24 protein-coding genes are annotated in these 14,696 nt (G+C 61.5%); 20 read left to right on the top strand and 4 right to left on the bottom strand.

Annotated features, from left to right (window positions below):
- The 4 genes from PGX04_RS13480 to sdhC all read right to left on the bottom strand — a co-directional run.
- On the bottom strand, nucleotides 1-1,188 hold a 1,188-nt coding region (locus tag PGX04_RS13480; RefSeq protein ID WP_273738972.1), incomplete at its 3' end, for an FAD-binding protein.
- A 3-nt stretch (nucleotides 1,189-1,191) separates the two neighbouring features.
- The gene (locus tag PGX04_RS13485) at nucleotides 1,192-2,070 is read right to left on the bottom strand and encodes a succinate dehydrogenase/fumarate reductase iron-sulfur subunit (protein WP_273738973.1); all 879 of its coding nucleotides are present in this window, start codon (nucleotides 2,068-2,070) and stop codon (nucleotides 1,192-1,194) included.
- 1 nt (nucleotide 2,071) lies between these two features.
- On the bottom strand, nucleotides 2,072-2,437 hold the full coding sequence (locus PGX04_RS13490) for a succinate dehydrogenase/fumarate reductase transmembrane subunit (RefSeq protein ID WP_273738974.1): 366 nt from the start codon (nucleotides 2,435-2,437) through the stop codon (nucleotides 2,072-2,074).
- Nucleotides 2,437-2,868: a succinate dehydrogenase, cytochrome b556 subunit gene (sdhC, locus tag PGX04_RS13495; protein ID WP_273738976.1), complete on the bottom strand. Its 432-nt coding sequence runs from the start codon at nucleotides 2,866-2,868 to the stop codon at nucleotides 2,437-2,439. The genes PGX04_RS13490 and sdhC overlap by 1 nt, the downstream gene beginning before the upstream one ends.
- Before the next feature lie 307 nt (nucleotides 2,869-3,175).
- Here sdhC and PGX04_RS13500 point away from each other — a divergent pair, with 307 nt between their 5' ends.
- From PGX04_RS13500 to PGX04_RS13595, 20 genes are all read left to right on the top strand, one after another.
- Complete coding sequence (locus PGX04_RS13500; RefSeq protein WP_273738977.1) at nucleotides 3,176-3,397, top strand: hypothetical protein; 222 nt, start codon at nucleotides 3,176-3,178, stop codon at nucleotides 3,395-3,397.
- 2 nt (nucleotides 3,398-3,399) lie between these two features.
- Nucleotides 3,400-3,954, top strand: coding sequence for a hypothetical protein (locus PGX04_RS13505; RefSeq protein ID WP_273738978.1), 555 nt, complete (start codon nucleotides 3,400-3,402; stop codon nucleotides 3,952-3,954).
- Between the two features lie 207 nt (nucleotides 3,955-4,161).
- Nucleotides 4,162-4,362, top strand: coding sequence for a hypothetical protein (locus PGX04_RS13510; RefSeq protein ID WP_273738979.1), 201 nt, complete (start codon nucleotides 4,162-4,164; stop codon nucleotides 4,360-4,362).
- Nucleotides 4,359-4,616, top strand: coding sequence for a DUF8129 domain-containing protein (locus PGX04_RS13515; protein ID WP_273738980.1), 258 nt, complete (start codon nucleotides 4,359-4,361; stop codon nucleotides 4,614-4,616). The genes PGX04_RS13510 and PGX04_RS13515 overlap by 4 nt, the downstream gene beginning before the upstream one ends.
- A complete protein-coding gene (locus tag PGX04_RS13520; protein ID WP_273738981.1) occupies nucleotides 4,613-4,996 on the top strand; it encodes a hypothetical protein in 384 nt (127 codons plus the stop codon). The genes PGX04_RS13515 and PGX04_RS13520 overlap by 4 nt, the downstream gene beginning before the upstream one ends.
- A 363-nt stretch (nucleotides 4,997-5,359) precedes the next feature.
- Nucleotides 5,360-5,587 carry a hypothetical protein gene (locus PGX04_RS13525; protein ID WP_273738982.1) on the top strand — a complete coding sequence of 76 codons (228 nt, stop codon included), beginning with the start codon at nucleotides 5,360-5,362 and terminating at the stop codon, nucleotides 5,585-5,587.
- Complete coding sequence (locus PGX04_RS13530) at nucleotides 5,584-5,976, top strand: hypothetical protein (protein WP_273738983.1); 393 nt, start codon at nucleotides 5,584-5,586, stop codon at nucleotides 5,974-5,976. Before PGX04_RS13525 ends, PGX04_RS13530 begins: the two co-directional genes overlap by 4 nt.
- Nucleotides 5,969-6,250: a MarR family transcriptional regulator gene (locus tag PGX04_RS13535; RefSeq protein WP_273738984.1), complete on the top strand. Its 282-nt coding sequence runs from the start codon at nucleotides 5,969-5,971 to the stop codon at nucleotides 6,248-6,250. Before PGX04_RS13530 ends, PGX04_RS13535 begins: the two co-directional genes overlap by 8 nt.
- Nucleotides 6,251-6,346: 96 nt before the next feature.
- Complete coding sequence (locus PGX04_RS13540; protein WP_273738985.1) at nucleotides 6,347-7,054, top strand: hypothetical protein; 708 nt, start codon at nucleotides 6,347-6,349, stop codon at nucleotides 7,052-7,054.
- On the top strand, nucleotides 7,051-7,233 hold the full coding sequence (locus PGX04_RS13545; RefSeq protein ID WP_273738986.1) for a hypothetical protein: 183 nt from the start codon (nucleotides 7,051-7,053) through the stop codon (nucleotides 7,231-7,233). The genes PGX04_RS13540 and PGX04_RS13545 overlap by 4 nt, the downstream gene beginning before the upstream one ends.
- Before the next feature lie 256 nt (nucleotides 7,234-7,489).
- Nucleotides 7,490-7,789: a hypothetical protein gene (locus PGX04_RS13550; RefSeq protein WP_273738987.1), complete on the top strand. Its 300-nt coding sequence runs from the start codon at nucleotides 7,490-7,492 to the stop codon at nucleotides 7,787-7,789.
- 146 nt (nucleotides 7,790-7,935) lie between these two features.
- Entirely contained in the window at nucleotides 7,936-8,136 is a 201-nt protein-coding gene (locus PGX04_RS13555; RefSeq protein ID WP_273738988.1) for a hypothetical protein, read from the top strand.
- Between the two features lie 2 nt (nucleotides 8,137-8,138).
- Nucleotides 8,139-8,525, top strand: coding sequence for a hypothetical protein (locus tag PGX04_RS13560; RefSeq protein ID WP_273738989.1), 387 nt, complete (start codon nucleotides 8,139-8,141; stop codon nucleotides 8,523-8,525).
- 8 nt (nucleotides 8,526-8,533) lie between these two features.
- Complete coding sequence (locus PGX04_RS13565; RefSeq protein ID WP_273738990.1) at nucleotides 8,534-8,662, top strand: hypothetical protein; 129 nt, start codon at nucleotides 8,534-8,536, stop codon at nucleotides 8,660-8,662.
- A 24-nt stretch (nucleotides 8,663-8,686) separates the two neighbouring features.
- A complete protein-coding gene (locus PGX04_RS13570; RefSeq protein WP_273738991.1) occupies nucleotides 8,687-9,208 on the top strand; it encodes a hypothetical protein in 522 nt (173 codons plus the stop codon).
- Nucleotides 9,205-10,527: a terminase large subunit domain-containing protein gene (locus tag PGX04_RS13575; protein WP_273738992.1), complete on the top strand. Its 1,323-nt coding sequence runs from the start codon at nucleotides 9,205-9,207 to the stop codon at nucleotides 10,525-10,527. Before PGX04_RS13570 ends, PGX04_RS13575 begins: the two co-directional genes overlap by 4 nt.
- Before the next feature lie 8 nt (nucleotides 10,528-10,535).
- The gene (locus tag PGX04_RS13580) at nucleotides 10,536-11,999 is read left to right on the top strand and encodes an anti-CBASS protein Acb1 family protein (RefSeq protein WP_273738994.1); all 1,464 of its coding nucleotides are present in this window, start codon (nucleotides 10,536-10,538) and stop codon (nucleotides 11,997-11,999) included.
- 161 nt (nucleotides 12,000-12,160) lie between these two features.
- Nucleotides 12,161-12,841 carry a structural protein gene (locus PGX04_RS13585; RefSeq protein WP_273738995.1) on the top strand — a complete coding sequence of 227 codons (681 nt, stop codon included), beginning with the start codon at nucleotides 12,161-12,163 and terminating at the stop codon, nucleotides 12,839-12,841.
- 84 nt (nucleotides 12,842-12,925) lie between these two features.
- Nucleotides 12,926-14,209, top strand: a complete 1,284-nt coding sequence (locus PGX04_RS13590; protein ID WP_273738996.1) for a hypothetical protein — start codon at nucleotides 12,926-12,928, stop codon at nucleotides 14,207-14,209.
- A gap of 2 nt (nucleotides 14,210-14,211) precedes the next feature.
- The gene (locus PGX04_RS13595; RefSeq protein WP_273738997.1) at nucleotides 14,212-14,691 is read left to right on the top strand and encodes a hypothetical protein; all 480 of its coding nucleotides are present in this window, start codon (nucleotides 14,212-14,214) and stop codon (nucleotides 14,689-14,691) included.
- Nucleotides 14,692-14,696 lie beyond the last annotated feature (5 nt).

Genomic DNA, 14,696 nt, shown 5'->3' on the forward strand with positions numbered 1-14,696 from the left:
GCGCTTGCCGAAGACGATCAGTTCCGGCAGGGCGTTGCCGCCCAGCCGGTTGCCGCCGTGGACGGAGACGCAGGCGCACTCGCCGGCGGCGTAGAGGCCGTTGACGCAGCTCTCTCCGTTCTCGTCGACCTCGATGCCGCCCATCGCGTAGTGTTGGCCGGGCTTGACCGGCATCGGCTCGACGAGCCCGTCGACGCCCTCGAAGTCCTCCGCCAGGTGCAGAATGTTCTCGAGGCGGTCCATGATGCGCTCCTCGCCGAGGTGACGCATATCGAGGTGGACGTACTCGTCGTCGACGCCGCGGCCCTCGTTGACCTCTGTCAGTTCGGCGCGGGCGACGACGTCCCGCGAGGCGAGCTCGCCGGAGTTATTCGCGTAGCCGTGCTCGAACATGAACCGCTCACCCTCGTTGTTGTAGAGAATGCCGCCTTCACCGCGGACACCCTCGCTTATGAGCACACCCGTGGAGGGCAGTGAGGTCGGGTGGAACTGAATGAACTCCATGTCCTCGAGCGGTGCGCCGGCGCGATACGCCATCGCGTGGCCGTCACCGGTACAGGAGACGGCGTTGGTGGTGTGATCGAACGCCTGCCCGGGACCGCCGGTCGCGAGGACGACCCCGCCGTTGGCCTTGAAGCCCTCGATCGTGCCGGACTGGACGTCGTAGGCGACGACGCCGTGACACTCGCGGTCGTTCGGATCCGGTTCGTCCGTCGTCGCAAGATCCATCACGTACCACTCGTCGTAGACCTGGATGCCGCGTTTGACGACCTGCTCGTACATCGTGTGCAGCAGGTGATGTCCCGTCTCGGCACCGGCGTAGGTGGTCCGCGGATACGAGAGTCCGCCGAACGGTCGCTGAGAGACCCGACCGTCGTCCTCGCGGGAGAACGGCATCCCCCAGTGCTCGAGGTTGATGGTCTCCTCGGGAGAGTTCTGAGCGAGGGCCTCGACTGCCGGGGCGTCGGCCAGGTAGTCCGAGCCCTTCATCGTGTCGTAGGCGTGGAGTTCCCAGTCGTCGCCCTCCTGAAGCGCGGCGTTGATTCCGCCCTCCGCAGCACCGGTGTGGCTACGGACGGGGTGGAGCTTCGAGACCATCGCCACGTCGGCTCCCGCTTCGTGCGCTGCGATCGCGGCTCGGAGGCCGGCGCCGCCTGCGCCGACCACGATAACGTCGTGTTCGTACATGGATTACCAGAACTTCAGGTTCTTCTTGACTGCCTCCCGCTTGAGCTCCTGAATGTGCTCGGTGAGCGGAATGTCTTTCGGACACACCTCGGTACAGGAGAACTGGGTCTGGCACCGCCAGACGCCGTGTTCCTGCTCGAGAATGCGGAGTCGGTGCTCTTTGATCTGCTCGTCCTCGCGGTCGTCCATCGCGAACTTGTAGGCCTTGTTGATCGCCGCGGGGCCCAGGTACTCGTTGTCGCCGGCCGCGATGTTACACGAAGACATGCACGCGCCACACCAGATACACCGCGAGGACATTTTGATCTTCTCGCGGTTTTCGGGGCTCTGGCGCTGCTCTTCGAGCGCGCTCGTCTCGGGCGTATCCTCGTCCTGAAAGTACGGCTCGACCGTGTGCATCTGGTCGTAGAAGTGATCCATGTCGACGACCAGGTCCTTGACGACCTCCTGGTGGGGGAGCGGTTCGATGCGAACCGGCTGCTCGAGGTCGGAGATCTGGGTCTTACAGCCCAGTCGCTGCCTCCCGTTGACGAAGAAGGCGTCGGAGCCGCAGACGGCCTGCCGACAGGAGTGTCGGAACGTCAGCGACGAATCGTACTCGTCGCGGGCGTACATGACCGCGTCGAGGACGGTCATCCCCTTCTCGAAGGGGATGTGGAAGTCGTCGAATCGGGGTTCCTGTTTCCCCTCGACTTCGGGGTCGTAGCGGAACACCTTGATGAGGACCGTCGCTCCCTCGAGTTCGGCCTCCTTTTCGGCGTGTTCGTCGACCATCCCGTCGTCTTTGTCGTCGAGTCGCCGCTCCTGGGGCGACTCCGCGCCTTTCATCTCCGGGTCTTCCGGTGCTTCCTGGCTCTCGGGTTCGGCCTGTTGCGTGCTCATATTAGATCATCCCTCTCATTGCGAGTGCGACGTAAACTCCCTGCGCGACGAGCGCGACGCCGGCGATGACCAGCACCGCCAGCACGACCTTCTTCTGGGTCCCCTCGAGGCCCTGATTGACCAGCGCGTTGTAGACGCCGTTGACGCCGTGGAACGCGGCGGTGATCAGGAACAGCACCATCGTGAGGAAGTAGCCGACGTTTTGCATTCGGGCCTCGGTGCCCAAGAACGTTACTTCGTACGCGTGGTTGACGAAGTGCAGGAGGAAGAAGTGGAAGGCGAGAACGACGACGAGAAACGCCGCCGTGATCCGCTGGAGGAACCAGGCGGTGCCGCCGGGCGTAAAGGAGGAGTACCGTTCCGCCATTAGATTGCCACCTCCGTGAGGAACGTGGGAACGCTGGCGACGGTGATCGCACCCGTCAACACCAGCGAGGCGTAGAAACTCTTGTCCTGGGAGTCGAGTCCGATGCCGAGATCGACCATCAGCAGGCGGAGGCCGTTCAGAATGTGGAAGACGGCCACCGCGAGCAGGCCGATCTCGAGCAGACGGACGAGAAACAGGCCCTCGAGCCCCTGCAGCGTCGCGGTGTACACGTTAACCGCCTCTCCGTCGACCATCGTCGTTTCGCCCTGTGCGCCACCGATAGAGGTACTCAGCACGGCGATGTGGGTGAACAGGTAGCCAATTAGCACCCATCCGGTGAACTTGTGGAAGATCCACGCCCACATGCCGGCCGAGAACTCCTTCCAGCGACCGAAGTCCTCGATGAGACCGCGATTGTAAGACTGACTCATACGCTCATGTGGTGCGTTAGACCGCGGGGGTATAGAAGTTACTTCTTGGATCCCGAGCCTGCCACAGAAACCGGCAAACCAGTGTCTAAGAAGTAGTCACTCCGATATTTTCTGGCCGACGCATCAATCTGGCGGTCAGATAGGGGGTGTTGTGACGTGAGTACCGGGAGTGACTACTTCGACCAGCTCCCGACCTGCCCGAAGTGCGGTCGGATCCTTGGCGAGCCGACGCGACTCGAACACGACCCGACCCGTCGTGAGTGTCCACACTGTCGCCTGATCTTCGACGCTCACGAGGTGTTTCGCTGTGTCTGAAGCGGTCTGGAAAGAGCGTCTCGACGAGGCGGTGGTGCGTCTCGGGCCCGAAGTAACCGCGGACATCTGTACCGAGCGATACGACGTCGACGATCGCGATGACCTCGAGGAACTGACCAACGCCGCACTGCGAGAAGCGTTCGACGCCGGCTTCGGCTCGATCTCGATCGAGGACCTCGATGCAGCGGCGGAGCAGCTGGAGGTAACTACGTAATCATGAGTGACAACAACGACTACAGCGACGAGCGCAGCATTGACGACGATCTCGAGTTTGAGCGAGCCCAGGAACTCGCACTCAAGCGCCTGGTGACCGGGCTTGTCCCCGAAGAGGACACGCTCAACATGGGCCCGGTTGAATCCGTCGCCCGGATCGTCGACCGAATCGACAAGATCGCAGAGGAGAACGAACGGCTACGCGAACGGGTCGGGAAGCTCGAGGCCGAACTCAACCCGAACCCCGATTCGAAGCCCTACAAGGAACTCAGCCGGGACGAGAAGGTCCAGAAACTCCGTGAGTACCTCGTGACCATGGCATCGTCCCGCCATAGCGGGAAGTTCGCGATGGAGTACAACAACGTCGTCGCGCTGTTCGACGGCCAGCCGTCACCAGGACACGCCTACGACTTGATGGAGATCGCCGGGAACGCTGACGGCTTCGCGTTCAAGGAGTTCGATGACCGGACAAACCAACTTCGTGTGAATCTGGACGATGTGAACGACGAGACGCTCTTTCACGCCGCGAACAACGGAGTCAGCGAGGTGGAGGGCTAAGATGTGTTTCTTCCAGCCCCCAGTCCCACCGCCGTTTCATTCTTTCCTACTTTAGTTGTCTATCTATCTGTATATATCGGTTCGGTAGCTGCGGGTATACCGTCTCAACGCCGTCTCAACCGGCGTTGAAAGCGGCGAACGGACACCGGTCCCGTTGTTCGCGGCGTGAAAGGACCGGTCAAACACCAACGATCACGAAAACGGACAATGCACTCACTCACACAGACATGCGATGCACGGAACGCTCTCCTTTCGCGACTTGAGGAGAGTAACAACAAACGAACGGAACTGATCGACGCGGTCACGGAAGCGATGGACGTCGACCGAGAGGTCGTTGAGGACATCGCCGACCAGCTCGAGGCCCATGGCGAGATCTACGTCGTTAACGGAGTAGTCAAGAAAACATGAGCGTCTCGAAACAGGCGGCGCTCTCGGACCGGCCGCGGTATCCGAACATCGCTACGGATATGGGCGAGGATCCTGCCCGGTTCCTCTCCTCATCTGAGCACTACCTCCCGGTGGCTCGGATTCGTGGGATCCAGGACCAGGGCCTACTCTCGGCGTACCGGGCCGTGGAGATCCGCGAGTTCGGTGGCCGGAACATCGTCCTGGAGGCGATCGATGAACGCGAATGCGAACTGGGGACGGAGGGATCGCAATGAGTAACCAGACGGACGCCTCGTCGAAGGAGATCTACGACTCGGTCCTTGGCTACGTCGAGCACAACACCGGGGGTCCTCAACCGCCGCTGATCCACGAGGCACCGGTCGTCGCGAGCGTCTTGTGGAGCTACCCGGACGAGCATCCGTCCCGGGTCCGGTCGGCGATCGCGGCAGCTACGTCCCGGGGCGACCTCGTCCGAGTCACCGACGACTCAGGTGACCACGAGCGGACCTACCTCGGAATCGACGACCCGGACGACCTCGAGCGCAAGATACGGGAGTATCACAACCGATCTGAACGGACGACACGCAACGGAGCGCTCTGTCTTAACATCGCGAATCGGCGCGTCGACGACCTTCGGGGTGAGGACGATGAGTGACGATAGCGCACACTACTCAGGCGGTACTGAACGGTACAAAAAAGAGGCGAGCCGAATTTTGGTTTTAGTTCACAGTGAGAGCGACCACTCGTGTCCACAGTTCCCACATTGGAAGTCCGCTGTCGTCACCCCATCGACAACATACTTTGTGAGCAGTTCTCCCAATCCATTCTCGCATTCTGGGCAACAAGCATTCATCCCCATCTCTGTTAGTGACGGGCTGATATTATGCTCAGTTCCCAATCACATAGGCATCCAAAATAATGGACGATCTAATTGGACTGGGTGGTCACTACAGCCGGCTACTGATCACGTCACCTCACAGTCTGGGAACTCTACGCGAAGTGAAGGGGGTGACGACTCGTGACGACCGGCTACGTAGTCAACCTCGACAACGGCCATAACGGCTACTGCGTCGAGAGTCTCATCGGCTTCACGTACTGCGGACGAACGTTTGACCCTGAGGACTTAGATCGTGAACTCTACGCGGTCAACCGAGGACACGACCATCCGCACAACACGCTCTGTTTCGACTGCTCGAAGTCTGATTCGCGAACAGTCCGCGGCGCTGTGCGAGGTGAGAAAGCGTGAGCGTCTTCGAAGACAACCACGAGCTCTGGCGAAACGCCCTCGAGCACGACGGCGTCAATACGATCACCGGACCGATGTCGGTCGAGACGCTCCCTGAGGCACGCGACCGCTTCGAGCAGCTGGGCAACGAGCGCAGCGACGGCGTCCTCGTTATCTCAACCGGCATGGCCCGCGAGCTCCCGCGGGGCTGGGTCGAGATCACGGGCCCGGCGGTTCCGTCGAGTCACAAAGAGTTCCGGCCGTTCGACGACATGATCACGATCACCGAGCGGGTCGACGGCCGCGAGACGTTGATCTGCCGGTCGGACGCGGTCCGCCTGGACATGAAGATCCTCGAGCCGGACGGCGTCGTCGCGATCGACTTCAAAGATACCGAACACCATGCCTGAACAACTCCCCTCGGAAGTCGCCGACGAACCGCCCGCTGCTCGACTCGTCTACCTCGCTCTCGAGGGAAGCGTCCTCGACCAGCACGACCTTGCCGACCGGACTGGGCTTACAACCCGCCGGATCCGCGAGGTTGCGAGCACGCTCGATGAGAAGGACATGATCGCGTCGTATCGTCACCCGTCGGATGCCCGCCGAAACATCTACTTCGACCCCGAGGCGTTCGACGCGATCGCGGCGCATCAGCAGTACACAGCCAAACAATCGGAAAAGTAACGTTCGTTGTCCACTCTTTAAGCGCGACAATCTCCATACCGAATAGTAACCCGTTTCTCCTGGGGTCGTTGGTAGCGGCCCGGGAGTCCCAGAGCTATGTCTGTCCACACATCCACCCCACCCCAGAGCGTCGAGTGCGGACAGTGCGGCGATCAGTTCCAGCTCCCCGCCACTTCGGGCTCGTTCTGTTCGCCGGAATGCCACAACGATCACCGCCGTCAGAAGCGCGCAGATGACTTCTTCGAGACGCTCGAGCACGATCATCGCTTCTGCTCGACGTGTGGCCGACAGGTCAAGACCATCGAAAAGCCCCCGGAGCTCAACTCCGCAGGGAAGTCGATCACCGACGCGGCGATCGGGTGGCAGCATCGAACCGAGCACGGCAGCCTCGGGCAGCTGTCCACCAACGTCCAGGACGACGACGATGACGATGAGCCCGATGTCCCCGATCTCGACTTCGAGGGCGGCCATGATCCGGTCTACGTCTTCGAACACGGCGGCGATACCTACAACGTAGGCACCTACCGCGACTTCCGGAACCCGCTCGAGCCGTCGATCCGGGCGGACGACCCCGTCAAGATGGGCACAGTCTGTTGCTGCGGCCAGACCGATCACAAGCACGAGAACGAGACGCTCCGAACTCGCTTCCCGTTCACGGTGGCCCACTACCTGGCCGTCGCGACGGTCACACTCCGAGCTGAGGACAAGACCGACGTCCGCGTCGATCGGGAGCAACTGTTCGAGGCTGTACTCGAGGGTACGGCGACTCGGGAGGCGCTGACGCAAGCGGTGGTCATCTCATGACGGTCCAGCCGATCTCCGAAGGGCAGCCTGTCGAGATCTGCTTCGCCGGCCGCGACGTCCAGGGCGTCGTCAACGAGGTCCGATGGACGCCGACCTGGGCGAACCAGCGCTCGGAGATCGTCGTCGACGCCGACGGCACCACGATCTCGACCGGCCGAGCGAACGTCCGACCTCGATAACGTCCCCGATGTGGCACGCGGCGCTGAAGGGGAATGCATCGAGCCCGGACGGGGCCGCGCGATCGAACCACTGTACGACTGATCGTCGTCAGGTAGCAGGTACGAGATTCCACACAATCCCACTGCCGTCCGGTACCGCGTCGAATGTGGCCGGACCGCTCCCGGGACCCCGAGGACAACTCGGGAACGGGAGAGCCACGGTCGGCCTCGCAGCGAACCCATGCTGTGACCGGCGCTTTTCCATACAGTCAAACCAATGGCAACTTTCGATACCGATTCCACGATAGCCAGTGCACTGCTCTGGGCTCTCGCCGGCGCGTGCTGGGGGGCCTTCAACTACATCAAGAACCGCCACAAGAAAGGCGAGCCGTTCGACGCCGTTCACTTCGGGACGACCGTCGCAGAGTTCACTGCGGCGGGACTGGTCCTGCCGTTCGTCGGCGCAGAGCTCTCGATAGAGAACCTTGAGCAGTATGCGCTCGTCGTTGGTCCGTATCTCGACACCGCAGTAAACACTGCCGTCGACACGCGACGTCGGCCCCAAGACGCACAGTGACAGTGACAATGCAGACATCACCACACCGCGAATCGAGTGAATGGAAGAGCCCACAGAGAGGAGACAGGGACTCCTCCCTGCGAGCGATTGGCAATCCACTTGTCACGATAAAAGCGTGGCGGTGCAACGTCCACACCCTCCCATGAATGTCGGCAGGAACAAAGGGACTGATCCGACTCGCGACGGGTTGTCTCCTCGCACTGGGGTATCCCGGCCTCATCATTGTGATGGCTGGTCAGGACGCACCTCTGACGGCAGCGGCGATCCTGGGCTACCTCGGGATCACTGCGCTCGTCCTCAAGGAGCTCGACCCGAACGACGCCATCGAGGCGTGGCGGGGTAAGTAATCATGTTCGAGTTCCTCGCTGAGTTCTGGGCCTATCTCCAGCTCGATAACAATCTCGCGTGGTTCGTCGTCGGGTGTGGCTATTTCGTCGTCGCACTGGTCGCCGCGCTCTCACGTCTCGAGTATCCCTGGTGGTTTGTCGTCCTCTACCTGGGCGTCGCCGGCACGATCGGCCTCAAGATCACCCAGCCGTTCCTCCTGTCGGACGCGTCATCCCCGTACGCCGATATGCTCCTCATCATCATGGCCGTGTTACTTGGCTTGACCCTCTTCGTGATCATCACCCACTACGCACGATATCGCGAGGAGTACGACGACCTCCGGGCGTCCTTCCAGGACGAGCCGGGAAACGGCAACGGCAACAACAGCAACGACCCGAGACAGCCATAGCGGTCTCGATGGACGACCCCGAGCGCGGAGAAGACGCCAAGTCCCTCACCGAGGACGGCTGTTACATCCTCTGGGACGGCACACCCGAGGGCTGGCTCCGCTGTCGGGACGCGCCGATACTCGAGGACTGGCGGTAGCGACTTTTCAACACAACATCGACCATGAACGATACTGAACAGTGCGGGGAAACGAAAGGTAACGGCAAGCCCTGCGAATACGGGGCGAAGTTCGCTGACGGGAAATGCGGAATTCACTCGTCGATCAACGGCGACACGCAAGGCCGTCCGACGAAGTTCACGGACGAACGGGCCCGGTTGGCGATCGAAGCTGCTCGCGAGGGGAAGAGCAAAGCCGGCTGCGAACGGGCGGCCGGTATCGGTCAAGGGACGGTAAACGACTGGCTCGAGCAGAGTTACACATTCGAGACAGAGGACGGCCAACTCGCCAGTTTTTCCCAAGCTTTCGCGCAGGCGCGCGCAGAGGGTGAGAGCATGTATATCGATGACGGCCGGTCGGAAGACGGTGACACATCGTTCGCGAAGTTCATGCTCTCGAGTTCGTACGGTTATCAAGAGTCCAAGAAACAAGAGACAGAGCTCACCGGAGAGGGTGGTGGCCCGATCGAGATCTCGTTCACCGAGGAGGTCGTCGAAACGCCTTGGAGTGAAGACGACGACGAATGAGCACCACCACCGCACGCGAGACCGTCTCCTACCAGTGGACGGACTACCAGGCGCACGTCCGCGATCTCCTCGAGGAAAGCGATAACGACGTTGTCGTCCTCCGAATCGGCTACGGTGGCGGTAAGTCTCGGTGTGGTGCCCAGTGGGTCCACCGCGGGGGGATGAAGGACACTGAGGGCATCGGCGAGAGCCTGGTGATGGCTCAGGACTACGAGAAGGGCAAGTCCACCACCTACAGCGTCTTTTTCAAAACACTACCCGGAGAGGACACGAACCCGTTCAAGGACGGCGATCCGGAGAACTCGCCGATCGTCGACGACTACAACGCCAACGACAAGCGCGTCGTCTACGTGACCGGTCACACCGTCTGGCTCGGTGGTGCCGACAAGTGGTCGCGGTTCGCCGGTGGAGAGTTCGCCCGGATCTGGTGTGACGAGGTCGCCCACTACCCACCGAAGACAGACCTCTACGACCTCCACCGGATGCTCACCACGCGCCAGCGAACCGATGTCGGACCGAACACGACTCTCTGGACGTCGACGGGCAACGGATTCAACCAGTACTACGACATCACCGAGCGCCAGATCCAGCCAGACGGGGACGGTGGCGAGGAGCTGCTCCCGTGGCGCGATCGCCTCGAGGTCGTCGTCGCCAGCACGGAGCACAACACGCTGCTCCCGAAGGACGGCCTCGAGAAGATCAAACGCCAGTTCAAGGGGACCGCGAGAGAAGAGCAGGGGCTCCACGGAGGCTTTGCGGCCGCCGAGGGCCTCGTCTACGACCAGTTTTCGCGGAACCTCCACGTTCGTCCCCGAGACGATATCGAGATCCGCGACGACTGGCGGATGTACGGATACGACTATGGCTGGAAAGACCCGCGCGTCTTGATCGAGTACGGCAAAACCCACGCCGATCAGTACGTTGCGTGGGACGCCTATCACGTCTCGGGCAAGCCCGTCGATCACGCGATCGAGTGGCTGAGAGACAACGATAAGCCCGTTGGGCCGATCTACTGCGATCATGACCCCGAGCATATAGACAAGTTCCGGCAGGCGGGCTACCCGGCCGAGGCGGCGACGAAGGATATAGACGAAGGGATCGACGAGGTCCAGGCCGTCCTCGAGATGGATGACGAGGGCCGACCGGGCCTTCTCATCGTCGACGGGCTCACCGAACTCATTCAGGAGTTCCAGAGCTACAAGGAGGACGATGTCGGCACGTCGCGGGCCGAGGATCACTGCCTCGACGTTACCCGCTACAGCGTGATGGGCGATCGATACGTCGAGGACGATTCCTACGACCTCACGGGGACGTGGTGATTTCAAATATGAGCAGTAACACTGACGCGAACCGGACAGCCAATGCGGCGGACGACATGTCCCTCCGATGGGGGCTGTTGAACGAGCTTGGCGAGGATCGGGGCGACCAGGACACGTACGACGTCTTCAACTGGGATCGGAATCCAGATATCGACGATTACTACGCGTCGTTCTTACGCTCCCGGTATGGAGGTCCGGTAGTCAGGGCACCGGTCGAAACGTCTTGGCGCGACCCCCCGACGGTCACGGACGAACAGGATACCGACACGGATACCGAAACCGAGTTCGAGTCGGGCGTCGAGTCACTCGAGAACACGCATCGGATTTGGAACTACGGCAAGCGAGTTGACGTCTTAGCCGGTATCGGGGAGTACGGCGTCCTGATCCTCGAGCTCGACGACATCGACGGGCCGGATGGATTCAAGCAGCCAGCGACGGAGGCCAACGAACTGACCGGGTTGCGACCGTTCTCGCAGAAATCGATCATCGACATCAAGAAAGGCGGGCCGGGGAGTGGTCGCTGGGGCGAGCCGATCGGATATAAAATCGACCTGACCGACGAGGACGACGAGGAGGACGACGTCGCCACTACGATTTTCCAGAGTGAAGACTCGGAAGACACAACGGACCCTGATGAAATGTGGGTCCATCACTCGAGGGTAATTCACGTCCCGAGTGACGGTCTCCTCGACGACGAGATCCGGGGTCAGCCCCGCCAAGAGGGGGTCTGGAACACGCTCACGGACATTGAGAAGACGATGGGGAGTGCGGCCGAACTCGCCTATCGAGCGTCGGCGTGGGGTCTCGCCATCAACATGGCGAAGGACGTCAACCTCCCGGATGGCGGCGATCAGCAGCGCGAACACGTCAACCGCTGGTATCACGGCCTCGAGCCGATCCTCCGAACCCAGGGGGCCGAGAATATCAAGAACCTCGGCGGCGTGGACATCGACCCGTCGACGATCGTCGAGCCGAATATCGAGGCCCTAGCAGCCCGGACGGGAATCCCGCAGAAAATCCTCAAGGGTAACGAAAGCGGGGAGACGGCGGGATCACAGGACCTCCGGGAGTTCTATGGCAAGATCCAGGAGCGTCGCGAGCAGTTCGTGACCCCGCAGATCGTCCGCGCGGTCCTCCAGCGCTTGATCGACCTCGGCGTCCTTTCTGCTCCGGCGGGTGGTGATTTCGAGATCGAATGGCCGCCGGTCGCCGAACAGGACGAAGAGGAACAGTCGACGATACATCTCAACCGCGCAAAAGTCGCGAACAATCTCCAGACAGCCGTTCCCGGCTACGGTGGCGAGGAGTGGACCGAGTACGTTGAAGAGGGGACGTTCCCCGATCTCGACCCGCAGGATATCGCCCCGATGGACCCCGCTGAGAACGCCGGAGCTCCGCCGGCAGCGAACCAACCGCCGGCCCAACCTCCGCTCCCAGATGGCGGCGAAGACGAAGAGGACGACGATGAATGAGCTCCCGACAGGAGCCCACATCTACGAAGGGTCTTAGAGAAGATTTCCGAACGGACCTCACAGTCCGATTCCGGGCGTTGAAATCTGCTATTCGCACAACAGTCGGATATGAGAACGATGCGCTCCAACTCAAACAGTCAGACGACTCGAGTGGGAGTGAGTTGTTCGCAGCTGCGGACGATATCTCACCTTCAGATGGGTTTCAGTTCACGACGCAAGCAGAGGCCCAAGACGAGTTCATGGGCTGGCTCGACGAGCAGACCGATCGCGGTATTCTCGAGACGATCGAGCGCGAGCGTATCCGCGGAGGAGAGCACTACACGGCCCGGTATGTTCGATCGGCCTATTCCCGCGGGATCGATCATGCCGATGCCCAGCTCAACGCCGAGGGCGTCACGGTCACGGATGAAACGCTTCAGCAGACGTTCAACCGTGGGATTCACGCCGAACAGTTGCAGGACCTCTACACTCGTTCGTTCGACAATCTCGAGACCGTCACGACGGACATGCAAACGGCGGTCCGGCGCAAGCTCGGGACCGGACTCTCGCAGGGCTGGAATCCGCAGAAAACGGCACGGGAGCTTAACGACCGTGTCGACTCGATCGGAATCACAGACGCAGAACGACTAGCGAGAACTGAGACACTCCACTCGCATAATCAGTCTGCCCTCAATAGATATACCGAACACGGGGTTCAAGAGGTCGATATTCTGGGACATAACCCGTGTGACATCTGCAAACCGATTGTCAATGGCGGGCCATACCCGATCGATGAGATCCCACGGGGCGGCCCTCCCTTCCACCCGAACTGCATGGGTTCTGTCTATCCGGTAGTGGAGTGACTGAGGGTGCAGACGGTTACAGGCCCGATGACCGCGCGAGCGCGAGGTCCTGCCGGTCACTTACACATCCATGACCCAAGCACTATGAGAAACATCACCGTACCGGCACTCACACACGAGCTGAGTGCCGACGCAGACGAGCCGTTCGACCCCGACGGGGGGCCGTGGACAAGTTCGGGGATCGCCGTCTCTCCAGGGGACGTCCTCCACATGGACGACGGTACGCCCGTCCTCATGACCGAGGAGGAACTCCACAAGGCCGCGGCGTCGCAGGCCGACGAGCCCCTCTCGGTCGACCACCCAACCGACGAGAACGGGGAGTACATATACCCGCCACCGTCGGACAACTCGCCAGGAAAAGTCACCGCGGCGGGATACGTCGACGGCGGTCCGAACAAACGCGGCGTGGGCTACGAAACGTCGGTCCACGACCCCGAGATCGCCCGAGGACTCCATGCCGAGAACTACGAGGTCTCGGTCCATCCTCGCTTTGATTTGGGCGAGGCCGATCCCGATACAGGGGCTTACATCGCCAAGAACATCGAGTTTCGCGATCTCTCAATCGTCACGAAAGGCGACTCGCCAAGTAACACGGCGAACTGGGGGGCCTCGGCGGAACTGGCGGCCTGGGCCAACCAGACGGACATCGGAGCGGAGATCGCCGCATCCGAATCGGCTGACGGGGCTGGTGACCGCGAGAGTCTCGTCAGCAGCGCAGTCAATGGCACGCTCCGGGCACTCGGCCTGGTGCCGGAGGATGTGGACACAGCAGACCTCGCGGCGGACGGAGAACAGGGACTGGGATCTGACGAGTCGGCGGATACCGACACGGACACGACCAATTCTGGCGACGACAACCAGGACACAACCATGAGCAACAGAGATCAACAGATCAAGACGCTCGTCGATAATCACGGCTTCGAGGCAGACGCTCTCGAGGCGATGGGCGACGACCAGATCGCGACGATGCACAACGGCCTCATCGGCGGGGACGACCCGGACGGCGAGGACGAAACCGAACAGACTGACACGGAGACCGACGACCGCGAAAACGTCGTCGAGCTCGATATCGGCGACCACGACTCGGTCGACGACTACATCGCCAAGCAGGCGGAGGCGGCCGTCGCCTCGGCCCAGGAAGAGACCGAACGCGAGGAACTCATCGCGACGATCTCCTCGAAGACGGACAAAGACACGGAGGCACTCTCGGAGTGGCCGATCGATGCACTCGAGGACAAGGCTTCGGACCTCTCCTCGGCGGCTCAGCTTCCGGGCAGCACGGGACGGCACACGAGCACGGTCGTTGCCTCGCATTCGGGCGGGGACGAAGACGCCAGCGCCTACGGAACCGGTGTGGAGGGTAACTAACGATGGCTAACAGTATTTTCGCGAAGCTTCTGGGTCAGGGAGACTATCTCGAATACCCGGCAGCTACGGGCGCGGCGATCGAACCGGGAATGGGCCTCGAGCGCATCACTGAAAGCGGCGAGACGGTCGTCCAGCCAGTCTCGACGGCGGATGCCAATTCGACGCTCATCGCTCGCGAGCAGCGCAACCCGCCTCGGATGGGCGACGGTAATCCCGTCGACCAAGCCTACAGCGGCGGCGACAACGTCGAATCGCGGTCCTTCCAGGAAGCGGAGGAAGCACGACTTCGACTCGCTGCGGGTACTGATCTCGCGACGGCCGCGAACGCGAACGTCTCGGCGCACGATGAGCTCGGATGGAACAGTGACGGCACGCTCGTCAAGGGCGGGTCGAACCCGAAGTACGAGGCACTCGAAGCAGTCGACAACTCGGCCGCTGCCTCGGGAGAGCATGCACTGATTCTCGTCAAGCAGCTGGAGTAATCTAC

Source organism: Natrinema soli, assembly GCF_028618695.1.